Genomic DNA, 12,737 nt, shown 5'->3' with positions numbered 1-12,737 from the left:
TGTAGGCCGGGTAAGGCGAAGTCGCCACCCGGCGATAAAGCATCAGTGGTGCAACATCTCGTCTACCACCTGATCTTTGTACATCTCGTTAGGATAATAGGTTGGCCAGTTATCCATCTCTTTCAGCAGCGCCTCGTGGGAGGTGTTGCCCATAAAGATATGGAAATGAGAGGACGCTTTTGGCCCGATGATGTGGTCGCTGAACTGAACAAACTTCGGCGCGCTGCTGCTGGCATCCTTACACTCAAACAGATAGCGAACGCCTTTCTTGCCTGAGGCGTAGGTCAGGATTTTGTAGCCGCTGTAGTCGTAGTGACAGCTGCTGACCTCTCTGCCTTTGTGGAATTCCATGACGTTATTTTCAATGCCGATGCTGTCGACATCCGTGGCGTAGCCCGTGCGGTAATACGCTTTGACCTGGTCAAACGTTTTGCTTTTATCCTTTGCGGCTTTCTGTTTAAAGACCGGATCCAACGAGCCGTCCAGCAGGAACGGATAGACAGACTGCCAGGTGCCGTCCCAGTCGGACAGTTTTCGGTCCTTCACATCTTTGTCAGCAAAAACGCCGTTCGCCGCCTTCTGTTCAGCTTCCGTCATCTGGTGACCATGTGAATGAGCAAAAAGCTGGCCGCTGACCAGCAGCGCCCCCAGAGTCATCGCAAATTTTCCAATATGTGCAGACAAAACAATACCCTCACTCCGTTTTATAAGAATAAGAATGTTATAATATAACATTTCAAATCGCAACCAGTCCGCGAACGCCTTCCTGCTCCATATTTTCGCCACGACCACGCTGAATGATGGTTCCACGCGACATCAGTAAATAGCTGTCGGCCAGTTCAGCGGCAAAATCGTAAAACTGCTCAACCAGCAAAATAGCCATATCACCCCGGTCAGCCAGTTGGCGGATCACCTGGCCAATCTCTTTTATCACCGATGGCTGAATGCCTTCAGTTGGTTCATCCAGGATAAGCAGCTGCGGGCGGCTCGCCAGCGCACGGCCAATAGCCAGCTGCTGCTGTTGGCCACCGGAAAGATCGCCACCCCGGCGGTGTTTCATCTCTTTGAGCACCGGAAAGAGCTGCCAGATCTCCTCAGGGACGTTTTTCGCTTCGCGTGCAGAAAAGCGCGATAACCCCAGAAGCAGGTTTTCTTCAACGGTTAAACGCGGGAAGATCTCCCGCCCCTGCGGCACATACGCCACACCTGACTGCACGCGCTGATGGGGTTTGCTGTGAGTGATTTTCTTCCCATGCCACAGCACCTCGCCTGTTTTGGCCGGAATCAGCCCCATCAGACATTTCAGCAACGTGGTTTTCCCCACGCCGTTGCGGCCTAAAAGGCAGGTGACTTCTCCCGTAATCGCTTCAAAGCTCACGCCGCGCAGAATATGGCTTCCGCCGTAATACTGATTCAGTTCGTTGACCTGTAACATCAATGCTCCTTAGCGTCCCAGATACACTTCAATCACCTGCTCGTTGGCCTGCACCTCGCGAAGCGAGCCTTCCGCCAGCACCCGTCCCTGGTGCAGCACCGTCACGTGATCGGCAATGGTTTCAACAAATCCCATATCGTGCTCAACCACCATCAGCGAATGTTTACCCGCCAGCTTCCTGAACAGCTCCGCTGTGTATTCGGTTTCGGCATCCGTCATCCCGGCGGCAGGCTCGTCGAGCAGCAATAAATGCGGGTCTTGCACCAACAACATGCCGATTTCCAGAAACTGTTTTTGCCCGTGGGAAAGCAGCCCGGCGCGCCTGTCACGCTCGCTGCTCAGACGTAACAGCACCAGCATCTCGTCGATACGGTCAGCCTGTTCACCGCTGAGCTTTGCCCGCAGGCTAGCCCACACGGATTTATCACACTTCATGGCCAGCTCCAGGTTTTCCCATACCGTCAGCGCTTCAAATACCGTGGGTTTCTGGAATTTTCTGCCAATGCCCTGACGGGCGATCGCCGCAGGATCCAACGCAGTGAGATCGATTGACTGGTCGTACACTGCCCGCCCGCTTTGCGGCCGGGTCTTGCCGGTGATGACGTCCATAAGGGTGGTTTTACCGGCGCCATTGGGGCCAATCACACAACGTAATTCGCCCACGCCGATGTTTAACGACAGGTTGGTCAGCGCCTGAAACCCGTCGAAATTGACGTTAATGGCCTCAAGTTGCAGCACCGGGTCGGTCTGGTCGCGGTAGCGATCGCCGGGCAACTGGCGGGTAAAGAGTCCTTCGGCTGGCTGCATTATTTCTCTCCCTTACGAAACAGGCCGTAGACACCGCGCGGTAAAAACAGGGTGACGGCGATAAAAATCAGCCCCAGAAACAGCTGCCAGTACTCCGGCATTGCCACAGTGAAGATGCTTTTTGCGCCGTTGACCAGCGCAGCGCCAACGACCGGGCCGACCAACGTGCCACGGCCCCCCAGCGCCACCCAGATAGCGGCTTCAATCGAGTTAGTGGGCGACATTTCGCCCGGGTTGATAATACCCACCTGCGGGACATACAACGCCCCCGCCAGGCCGCACAGCACGGCGGACAGCGTCCACACCAGCAGCTTAAAACCACGTGGATCGTAGCCGCAGAACGTCAGGCGGTTCTCTGCATCACGCACGGCGGTCAGAATGCGACCAAATTTGCTTTTCGCCAGCGCAAAACCGATACCCAGCGTCAGCAACAGCAGCACAACGGTGGCCAGGAACAGCGCAATGCGCGTGGACGTCGCGGTGACCGAAAAGCCGAGCAAGGTAGTGAATCCCGTAAAGCCGTTATTACCGCCAAAGCCGGTCTCATTACGAAAGAACAGCAACATGCCTGCGTAGGTCAGCGCCTGGGTCATGATCGAGAAATAGACCCCTTTAATCTTTGAGCGAAACGCAAACCAGCCGAACACCAGCGCCAGCAGACCGGGGATCATCACAATTAACACTAACGCCCAGGCAAAATGCTGGGTACCCCACCAGAACCAGGGCAGCTCGCTCCATGAGAGAAACGACATAAACGCGGGCAGCCCATCACCTGCCGCCTGGCGCATCAGGTACATCCCCATCGCATAACCGCCCAGCGCGAAGAAAATGCCATGCCCTAACGACAGCATCCCCGCGTAGCCCCATACCAGATCCAGTGCGACGGCCACAATGGCGTAACAGAGAATTTTGCCTATCAGGGTGAGCATCCAGGTTGATAACGCCAGTGGGTGCGTGGCGGGTAACAGCGCCAGAAAAGGCAACACCAGCAGCAGTGTCACCAGCAGGCTGCCGAGAATTTGCGTGGTACGCGGCGCTTTACGCGCCAGCGTTAAGGTAAGTGGCTGGCTCATCAGTCAATAACCCTCCCTTTGAGTGCAAACAGCCCCTGCGGACGCTTTTGAATGAACAGAATGATCGCCACCAGGATCAGGATTTTGCCAAGAACAGCGCCCATCTGCGGTTCAAGGATTTTATTGAAAATCCCAAGACCAAAGGCCGCCGCCACGCTCCCGGCCAACTGGCCGACACCGCCAAGTACCACCACCAGGAACGAGTCGATGATGTAACCCTGGCCCAGTTCAGGCCCCACGTTGCCCAGCTGTGATAACGCCACACCGCCCAGACCGGCAATGCCCGACCCCAGCCCAAAGGCCAACATATCGATGCGCCCGGTTGGCACACCGCAACAAGCCGCCATGCTGCGGTTTTGCGTCACCGCACGCACGTTAAGCCCCAGACGGGTTTTATTCAGGGTAAGCCAGGTAAAGAACAGCACCAGTAGCACAAAACCGAGCACAACAATGCGGTTCCACGGCAGCGTCAGATTGGCAAAAACCTGCACCCCGCCTGAGAGCCAGGCCGGGTTTGCCACTTCGAGGTTTTGCGCGCCAAACGCCATCCTCACCAGCTGGATAATCATCAGGCTGATCCCCCAGGTTGCCAGCAGGGTTTCCAGTGGGCGGCCATACAGATGGCGGATAACGGCGCGTTCGAGCACCATGCCAACGCTGGCAGTCAGCATAAAGGCCACCGGCAGCGCCACCACCGGATACAGCGCCAGCCACTGCGGGGTAAATTCTGCCATGGCCTGTTGCACCATCCAGGTGGCATACGCTCCCAGCATCAACATCTCGCCGTGCGCCATGTTGATAACGCCCAGTAATCCATAGGTGATGGCCAGCCCCAGCGCAGCCAGCAGCAGTACGGAACCCAGCGACAGCCCCATAAAGGCCTGGCCGAGTAGATCTCCCCACATCAGGCGGTGTTTAATGTGATTCAGGCTCTCTTCTGCGGCAGCACGCACTCTGGCGTCCGGTTCCGTTTGCGCCTGAGCAAATGGCGTCAGTTTTGCCTGAACATCCGGATCGTCAGACTGCCCCAAAAGCGCCACTGCCTTGAGGCGCACGTCGGCCTGTGGGCTGGTCAGTTGCAGATTCGCCAGCGCCAGCAACAGCGCCTGGCGCGCAACATCATCCGTTTCACTGCTCGCCCGCTTTTGCAGGAAATCGAGCATATCGGGCTGTGCATCACGCTGGAGTTGTCTTGCGGCATCACGTCTTTGCGTGACACTGTCACTCACAAGCTGATGTGTAGCAAGCGCCGTGGTCGCCAGGACCCGCAAGCGGTTGGTCAGACGGACGGCCTTTGGTTGCCCTTCTGCCGCCGTTGCGTCACCCAGCGCCACCATCGCACCGTTGCTGCGGGTAAACGCATGTTTTTGACTATCCAGATAGAGATTTTCTTTTTGTAACGCCTGCAACAGCGGCAGCCGTGCCGCTTGCGGCGAGGCTGCCCACTGTTCCAGCATCGCAGCCTGCTGGCTGCGGTTTGCGGCAACAAAATCATCAGCATCCGATGCCTGCGCCATCCCTGGCAGCAGTCCGGTAAGCCATACAACAGCGACAATAACGCGCATGATATTCATGGCTTTTCTCCCTTTGACAATGACTTAGTTACTGGCCGTTTTCATTGGCTGATCGGGTTTTTTGTCATTACCGGCAATGAACGGACTCCACGGCTGGGCGCGTACAGGCTGTTCCGTCTGCCAGACCACGTTAAACTGCCCGTTACCTTCAATTTCGCCAATCATGACCGGCTTATGCAGATGGTGGTTGGTGGCATCCATGGTCAGCGTAAAACCGGATGGTGCTTTGTAAGATTGCCCCGCCATTGCCGCACGGACTTTATCCACATCGGTGGTGCCGGCTTTTTCTACTGCCTGCGCCCACATGTGGATCCCCACGTAGGTGGCTTCCATCGGATCGTTGGTGACGACGGTATCGGCATTAGGCAACTTGTGCGCTTTGGCGTAGGCTTTGTAATCCGCCACAAAGGCCTGGTTGGTTGGGTTATCAACGGACTCAAAATAGTTCCACGCCGCAAGGTTACCCACCAGCGGTTTGGTATCAATGCCGCGCAGTTCTTCTTCACCGACGGAGAACGCCACCACTGGCACATCGGTCGCTTTCAGTCCCTGGTTTGCCAGCTCTTTATAGAACGGAACGTTGGAATCGCCGTTAATGGTGGAAACCACGGCTGTTTTACCACCCGCGGAGAATTTCTTGATATTGGCCACAATGGTCTGGTAATCACTGTGTCCGAATGGGGTGTACACCTCTTCGATATCTTTATCCTGAACCCCTTTCGAGTGCAGGAACGCGCGCAGGATTTTGTTGGTGGTGCGCGGATAAACATAATCGGTGCCTAGCAGGAAGAAGCGTTTGGCACTGCCGCCGTCTTCACTCATCAGATATTCCACCGCCGGGATAGCCTGCTGGTTTGGCGCCGCCCCGGTATAGAAGACGTTTGGCGACATCTCTTCGCCTTCATATTGCACCGGATAGAACAACAAACCGTTCAGCTCTTCAAAGACCGGCAATACGGATTTACGTGATACCGATGTCCAGCAGCCAAACACCACCGCCACCTTATCCTGACTCAACAGCTGACGGGCTTTTTCCGCGAACAGCGGCCAGTTAGACGCCGGGTCGACCACCACGGGCTCAAGCTTTTTACCCAGTACCCCACCTTTCGCGTTGATCTCATCGATCGTCATCAGGGCAACATCTTTCAGGGGCGTTTCAGAGATAGCCATCGTGCCGGACAACGAGTGCATGATCCCCACTTTGATGGTATCCGCAGCCTGTACACCAAAACTCATTCCCATAGCGACCACAGAGGCCGACAGTGCAAAAGCTTTTACAAAGGTACGACGGTGCATATTTTCACTCCTGAAAAGAAAGCTGTGCTAAACGTCCGTTACCGCGTGGACGCAGAAAATAAACATGTGTCAGCTTAGGAGGAGCAAAAAGGATGCCAGAATGAAAAACGTGGATTTTCGGGGCCGGAATGACGGGCGGAGGGGAAAACGACTCAGAATGGTACAGCGCTGCACTTTAATAATGCAGCGCTGTGCCAGAAGTATTACCAGACTTCGCTGGCGATTTGCGTCACCAGGCGCACTTTGTCCCACTGTTGGGTTTCGCTCAGGGTGTTGCCCTCTTCAGTGGAGGCAAAACCGCACTGCGGGCTTAAGCAAATCTGCTCTTTCGCGACATATTTTGCCGCCTCTTCCAGACGCGCCTTCACGCCCTGCGGGTTTTCCAGCTCGCCATTTTTGGTGGTGATAAGCCCCAGCACTACCTGCTGTTTACCCGGACGGATAAAACGTAATGGCGCAAAGTCACCACTGCGGTCGTTATCATACTCCAGGAAGAAGGCATCGACGTTGACCGAACCAAACAGCACTTCAGCCACCGGCTCGTAACCGCCTTCAGAAATCCAGGTTGAACGGAAATTACCGCGACAAACATGCAGGCCGATGATCAGGTCGTCTGGTTTTCCTTCCAGCGCTTTATTCAGCACGCGGGCATAGGTACGCGCCAGATCGTCAGCATCATCCCCACGCTCGCGGATCTGACGACGCTGATCGTCAGAGCAGAGATACGCCCAGACGGTGTCATCCAGTTGCAGATAGCGACAACCTGCGGCATAGAACGCCTGGATCGCATCGCGCCAGGTGGTCGCCAGGTCGTCAAAATAGGCATCCAGATCCGGGTAGACCGTTGCGTCGATATCTTTGCGACCGCCACGGAAATGCAGCACGCTTGGGCTTGGAATGGTCATCTTCGGCTGCGCATTTCCACTGATACTCTTCAGGTAGCGGAAATCAGCCAGCATTGGATGGTCGCCAAAGCCCAGCTTGCCGGTGACACGCACGCCGTGGGCTTTGGTCTGTACCCCGTTGAACTGGATCCCCTGCTGAGAATCATAACGCTCAACGCCCTGCAACCCGTCGAAGAAATCGAAATGCCACCAGGCGCGACGAAACTCCCCGTCGGTGACCACATGCAGGCCGCAGGCACACTGCTGTTCGACAACATGGCGGATAGCCTCATCCTCAACAGCGCGAAGCTGCCCGGCATCAATCTCACCGCTGGAAAACTTCAGACGAGCCTGTTTGATGGCATCCGGGCGTAAAAAACTGCCTACTACATCGGCGCGGTACGGGGCGTGTTGTCGCTGCATGGAAATCTCCTGTTTCTGCCGGCAGATAATTGCCAACAGTGATAATTCATCTCTTGAACTTTTAGACTTCTGGATGTCTAAATGTCCAAAAAAGATGTCATACCCGCCGCGTCACGACAAACGAGAAAATTTCACGTGTGTTGAAAAAAATTCATCTTCAGCCAGGTAAGGATGAAATTTGCCCGGCAAAGTCGAAGTTTTCATCCTGCCAGCCGGTGATCCCGCCCAGCATGATTTTTACCGGCAACCCCAGACGGGCGAGCTTCAGCGCAGCTCTGTCGGCACCGTTACAGTGCGGACCGGCACAATAGACCACAAAGACCGTGTCTTCTGGCCACTGCGCCATGCGCTCCGCCGTGATCTGACTCCAGGGCAGATGAACGGCGCCCGGAACATGACGACGGGCAAACTGCTCGGGTTTACCCACCACGTGCAGCAAAACAAAATCCTGATCGTTATTGGTCATGGCGTAATGCACATCGGCGCAGTCGGTTTCCACGCTCAGGCGGCGCAGAAAATGGGCAACGGCCTCCTGTGGCTCGGCAGCCGGAAATTCCGTAACATAACTCATGAACCTTTCTCCTCTATGGCGTTTGTGTTAACACTACTCTATCCACAAATTCACCTACTGAATGCGTCCACTCATGCCAGAAAACCGCAAAAAGATGACAACGTTAAGACAGCTTTCCCCGCCGCAGGTTGTCGTGCTGGCCTATGACGGGCTGTGCACTTTTGAGTTTGGTGTAGCGGTTGAAGTCTTCGGGCTTCCGCGCCCTGAAATGGGTGACGACTGGTATCGTTTTGCCGTGGCGGCGGTTGATGAGGGTGAGCTTCGTGCGACGGGCGGGATCCGCATTCTGGCCGACGGCGATCTCCGTTTGCTGGAACACGCCGACCTGATCGTGGTACCCGGCTGGCGCGGAATGGACTCGTCGGTACCGGAGGCCCTGTGCGACTCGCTGCGTCAGGCCAGCGCTCGGGGCTGCCAGGTGATGTCTATCTGCTCGGGTGTGTTCGTGCTGGCCGCCGCTGGATTACTCGGCGGACGTCGCGCCACCACCCACTGGCGCTATATTGAGACGCTTAAATCGCGTTTCCCGGCCATCGATGTGGTTGAAGACGTGCTGTATCAGGATGAGGGGGATATTCTGACCTCTGCCGGCAGCGCGGCGGGCATTGATTTATGCCTGCACGTGGTCCGCCGGGATTTCGGTATGGAAGCGGCGAATCGCGTTGCCCGCCGTCTTGTCATTCCGCCTCATCGGGATGGCTCGCAGACACAGCAGTTGAGCCGCCCGGTGGCGCAACTACGGGAAAGCCAGCGTTTTGGGCAGTTGTTTGATTTTCTTCATCAGCATCTGGCGCAGCCACACAGCGTCGATTCCCTCTCCCGGCGCGTGGGCATGAGCCAGCGCACCTTTCTGCGCCGCTTTAAGGACGCAACGGGCACAACACCCACGCGCTGGTTGCTGAACGAAAGACTGCTGCGGGCGAAAGATTATCTGGAAAACAGCCGCTTAAGCATCGACAGCATTGCCGAACAAACCGGGTTTGGACAAGCGGCTACGTTGCGCCACCATTTCCGCCAGCATTTCGCACTTTCACCGGCGCAGTATCGCAAACAGTTCGCCCTTTCATCTGAACGGCCCTGATGGCGGACAGGCAAAAAAAAACCGCCATTGAATGGCGGTAAATGCTTGCATGGATAGATTTGTATTTAGGTATCAACATCCTCGCCATTCCATGACGGGTTGTGTACTGCGATCACCCTATCACGGGTCGTCTCAACAAATGCTAAACAACGCAATGAACCTGTTTAACGATCAGGACTGGGTGGCTTCCGCGTCTTTGGTATTGATTTGCAGATACTTCATCAACCCCTGATTTGCGCTCTGTTTTGCATCGTCGTTGATGGCTTCAAGATAAAAAGAGCGTGATACATCGTAAGGGGCCTGTTCAGCCGAATAGACCGCAAACTGGAAGCTTTTTCCGCGTTTTTGATTCAGGCAATCCATCTCCCAGCGCTTATCGTCAATCTGGATGCTGGTGCAGGACACTTTGCCGTAGTCGCTAGTCAGATATGAACCCACTCGGGATTCGGCAGATTCCATAAAATCAGGTTTGTTATTATAGGCATAACTGACACACGCTGTTGCCGCTACAGCGATGACCGCAATAGCCACAGAGAGTAATTTTTTCATTTTGGAAGATCCCATTCCTAAGCCACAAAAAAGCCATTATATAAGATTTATCCTGAACTCACAGTTATCTTTATTTACCAAAAATGGCTGGTTTTTAGATTTATATTGTCACCAGGCCGCCATACCAGATTCTGTCGACGCTGTTGTTCAATTAACCGCCTATATCCAGAATTATACCAGGTATATTTTTCGGATTATTTCCCGCCTTCTCTGGGAGTTTTCCAAATATCCAGGCCGATTCCTAATCTCAGGACACATCCACATTTCCTCCATTTTTCAATGCTCAAATCTGCATCGTCAAACAAAAGAGAAAGGAAACTTTAAAATGAAAAAAATCGCTACACTTACTGCGGTCATCGCGCTGGGCCTGTCGTCTTACGCGTTTGCGGATAATAAGCCACCCGTGCCGTTTGAAAAGCAATCAACTGAGCACAATCAAAAACAACCTCCACGTGATGGCAAACAACCTCAGCATGAGGGCAAAGATACGCAGCACAAAATGAATGGCGATAAGTCTGAGCATCGTGGCGATAAACCACAACACGACGGGAAACGCCCACAGCATAATGACGGCAAACAGCCGCCAAAAGACGGTAAGAAGCCATTACCGCCGCAAGATAAGCGTAATTAATATACAGGGGCGTTATGCCCCTGTTTTATTTCCGGTTACCACAGAAACTGACAATCCCTTTGCGTGAATTTGAATAGTTGAATAATAACTCAATAAAACTATCTGCATCATAGCCGTGAAATGTAATTCAGCGGTGAAATAATGTTTAGAAAAGGGTTATCGGCAATCATGTTGATCTGCGCATTATTTTCGGGTCAGTTGATGGCAGGACACAAAGGGCACACCTTTTTATGGGTGAAGAATGTCGATCATCAGCTTCGTCATGAAGCCGACAGCGACGAATTACGCGCTATAGCAGAGGAATCTGCGGAGGGCTTGCGCGAACACCATCACTGGCAGAAATCGCGCAAACCCGAAACCCACTTCCGGTGATTAACTGCCTTTACGTTTTGGCAGGGTTTTCATCAGATCTTCAGGGCTGACAGAGGCAACAATGCTGCCCGGCTGCGGCATTTTGAAGATGTGGTTTTTCATCTTACCAATCACGTGCATTTCGCACGGACGGCAGTCAAATTTCAGCGTCAACACCTCATCCCCGTTCACCAGCTGCATTGGGGTCGCTTTCCAGCTTTTAATATTGCCCTTCGCCTGTTTCGGACACAGGTTAAACGCAAAGCGCAGACAGTGCTTGGTGATCATCACCGGGACATCGCCCTTCTCTTCATGCGCTTCATACGCCGCGTCAATCAGCTGCACGCCATAGCGATGATAGAACTCGCGCGCCTTATGGTTGTAGACGTTTGCGAGGAAGGATAAATGCGAGTCAGGATAAACCGGCGCAGGCACAGAAACGGCTTTGCGGCTGCCGCGCGGATAGTTAGCCAGGCGCGCCTCATCGAGCATTTCAGCCGTTTCGCGACGGAACTGATTCAGCAAGCTATTTGGCACAAACAGCGCATCCGGCAGGTTAACGTCGATATTGCGCGCGTAATAAAGGGTTTGCCCCAGCTTCGCCACCCCCTCCTTCAGGTTGTTCAGCGCTTTTTCCGCGTTGTTAGCAACCTCGAACTGACCATCAAGCGTATGGGTCACACTAATGCCATCTTCGCTGGTCATGGTCAGAATCAGCTGTTCTTCCCAGCCGCCCAGCTCAATATCCACCGCAATCCGGCGCTCGCTGGACGTTTTCAGTAACGCCTGCTGCCAGTTGTGGTCAAGGTTACGGTTAAGTGCCGCATTGGGGCGTGCTTTATAGAGATCGGCTGGCATCTCATTTGGCCAGACGCGATAACGATTTTCACCGGTTTTTTCAACCGTGTTGGCGCGGAATCCTACCACTTCACGCTTGATCATCACGTTCAGGCCATCGCCGTTCGCCAGCGGCTCGGTCACTTCCACGTCCAGGTGATCTTTGGCCACTTTCAGCACTTCGCCTACCGGCAAGCCCACAAACTTCGGTGAATCGAATGCACCAATGTCACCTTTACGCGCATTCACGAAGTAATCGGTACTGCCGCGGTGGAAGGTTTTATCGGTCGATGGGATAAAGAAGTGCTCGGTACGCCCGGCTGACGCGCGCGCCAGGTCACCGCGATCTTCAATAATGGCATCCAGCATTTGACGATAGTGCGCAGTGATGTTTTTCACGTAGCTCATGTCTTTGTAACGTCCTTCAATCTTGAAGGAGCGCACACCGGCGTCGATCAGCGCGCCCAGGTTGGCTGTCTGATCGTTATCTTTCATGGAAAGCAGGTGTTTTTCAAAGGCCACCACGCGGCCCTGATCGTCTTTCAGGGTGTACGGCAGACGGCACGCCTGAGAGCAATCACCACGGTTGGCGCTGCGTCCGGTCTGGGCGTGGGAGATATTGCACTGCCCGGAATAGGCAACGCACAATGCGCCGTGGATAAAGAACTCGATGGTAGCGTCAGTGGCCTGGTGGATATCGCGGATCTGGTTCAGGTTAAGCTCACGCGCCAGCACTATCTGAGAGAAACCGACGTCGGAGAGGAACTTCGCCTTTTCTACGGTGCGGATATCGCACTGGGTACTGGCGTGCAGCTCAATCGGCGGAATATCCAGCTCGAGTACACCCATGTCCTGGACGATCAGCGCATCAACGCCAGTCTGGTACAGGTCAGTGATCAGACGCTGCGCAGGCTCCAGCTCATCATCATGAAGAATGGTGTTCAGGGTCACGAACACTTTCGCACCAAAGCGATGGGCGAACGGCACCAGCTCGGCAATATCGCTCAGGCTGTTGCTGGCGTTATGGCGGGCACCGAAGCCAGGGCCACCAATGTAGACGGCATCGGCACCATGAAGGATCGCTTCACGGGCAATGGCGGCATCACGGGCCGGGCTTAAAAGTTCAAGATGATGGGATTGCAGGCGCATACTTCGTCGTTATCCGTTATGGTCAAAATGGCGGCTATTGTAGTCAGAAGTATGCGTCAGCGAAACAGTTTTGCGT

13 protein-coding genes are annotated in these 12,737 nt (G+C 54.4%); 3 read left to right on the top strand and 10 right to left on the bottom strand.

Annotation, left to right across the window (positions count from 1 at the left end):
* Positions 1-42: 42 nt before the first annotated feature.
* The 8 genes from zinT to M987_RS16600 all read right to left on the bottom strand — a co-directional run bounded on the left by zinT (position 43) and on the right by M987_RS16600 (position 8,063).
* Positions 43-684 carry a metal-binding protein ZinT gene (gene zinT / locus M987_RS16635; RefSeq protein WP_014070269.1) on the bottom strand — a complete coding sequence of 214 codons (642 nt, stop codon included), beginning with the start codon at positions 682-684 and terminating at the stop codon, positions 43-45.
* 52 nt (positions 685-736) lie between these two features.
* On the bottom strand, positions 737-1,435 hold the full coding sequence (urtE, locus tag M987_RS16630) for an urea ABC transporter ATP-binding subunit UrtE (protein WP_014070268.1): 699 nt from the start codon (positions 1,433-1,435) through the stop codon (positions 737-739).
* A 9-nt stretch (positions 1,436-1,444) separates the two neighbouring features.
* The gene (gene urtD, locus M987_RS16625) at positions 1,445-2,242 is read right to left on the bottom strand and encodes an urea ABC transporter ATP-binding protein UrtD (RefSeq protein ID WP_014070267.1); all 798 of its coding nucleotides are present in this window, start codon (positions 2,240-2,242) and stop codon (positions 1,445-1,447) included.
* Entirely contained in the window at positions 2,242-3,315 is a 1,074-nt protein-coding gene (gene urtC, locus M987_RS16620; protein WP_014070266.1) for an urea ABC transporter permease subunit UrtC, read from the bottom strand. The genes urtD and urtC overlap by 1 nt, the downstream gene beginning before the upstream one ends.
* Entirely contained in the window at positions 3,315-4,889 is a 1,575-nt protein-coding gene (gene urtB, locus M987_RS16615) for an urea ABC transporter permease subunit UrtB (protein ID WP_014070265.1), read from the bottom strand. Before urtB ends, urtC begins: the two co-directional genes overlap by 1 nt.
* Positions 4,890-4,913: 24 nt before the next feature.
* Positions 4,914-6,185, bottom strand: coding sequence for an urea ABC transporter substrate-binding protein (urtA, locus tag M987_RS16610; RefSeq protein ID WP_014070264.1), 1,272 nt, complete (start codon positions 6,183-6,185; stop codon positions 4,914-4,916).
* 203 nt (positions 6,186-6,388) lie between these two features.
* Positions 6,389-7,492 (bottom strand): cobalamin-independent methionine synthase II family protein, encoded by a 1,104-nt coding sequence (locus tag M987_RS16605; RefSeq protein ID WP_014070263.1) that lies wholly within the window; start codon positions 7,490-7,492, stop codon positions 6,389-6,391.
* A gap of 157 nt (positions 7,493-7,649) precedes the next feature.
* A complete protein-coding gene (locus M987_RS16600) occupies positions 7,650-8,063 on the bottom strand; it encodes a rhodanese-like domain-containing protein (protein WP_014070262.1) in 414 nt (137 codons plus the stop codon).
* A 73-nt stretch (positions 8,064-8,136) separates the two neighbouring features.
* On the opposite strand from M987_RS16600, the gene ftrA reads away from it, so the two are divergent.
* A complete protein-coding gene (gene ftrA, locus M987_RS16595; RefSeq protein WP_014070261.1) occupies positions 8,137-9,144 on the top strand; it encodes a transcriptional regulator FtrA in 1,008 nt (335 codons plus the stop codon).
* 171 nt (positions 9,145-9,315) lie between these two features.
* Here ftrA and M987_RS16590 read toward each other — a convergent pair whose 3' ends face one another.
* Positions 9,316-9,693: a hypothetical protein gene (locus tag M987_RS16590; protein ID WP_014070260.1), complete on the bottom strand. Its 378-nt coding sequence runs from the start codon at positions 9,691-9,693 to the stop codon at positions 9,316-9,318.
* 1 nt (position 9,694) lies between these two features.
* Here M987_RS16590 and M987_RS25065 point away from each other — a divergent pair, with 1 nt between their 5' ends.
* Together M987_RS25065 and M987_RS16580 are read left to right on the top strand one after the other, a co-directional pair.
* Positions 9,695-10,324 carry a hypothetical protein gene (locus M987_RS25065; protein ID WP_245551571.1) on the top strand — a complete coding sequence of 210 codons (630 nt, stop codon included), beginning with the start codon at positions 9,695-9,697 and terminating at the stop codon, positions 10,322-10,324.
* A gap of 141 nt (positions 10,325-10,465) precedes the next feature.
* Entirely contained in the window at positions 10,466-10,696 is a 231-nt protein-coding gene (locus M987_RS16580) for a DUF2554 family protein (protein WP_014070258.1), read from the top strand.
* Here the strand turns inward: M987_RS16580 and M987_RS16575 are convergent, their stop codons facing one another.
* Positions 10,697-12,661 (bottom strand): peptidase U32 family protein, encoded by a 1,965-nt coding sequence (locus M987_RS16575; protein WP_014070257.1) that lies wholly within the window; start codon positions 12,659-12,661, stop codon positions 10,697-10,699.
* Positions 12,662-12,737 lie beyond the last annotated feature (76 nt).

This window comes from Enterobacter soli ATCC BAA-2102, assembly GCF_001654845.1.
GTDB classification, from domain to species: Bacteria; Pseudomonadota; Gammaproteobacteria; order Enterobacterales; family Enterobacteriaceae; genus Enterobacter; species Enterobacter soli.
The sequence above is the reverse complement of the archived record's forward strand: the minus strand, read 5'-3'. Positions and strand labels throughout refer to the sequence as shown.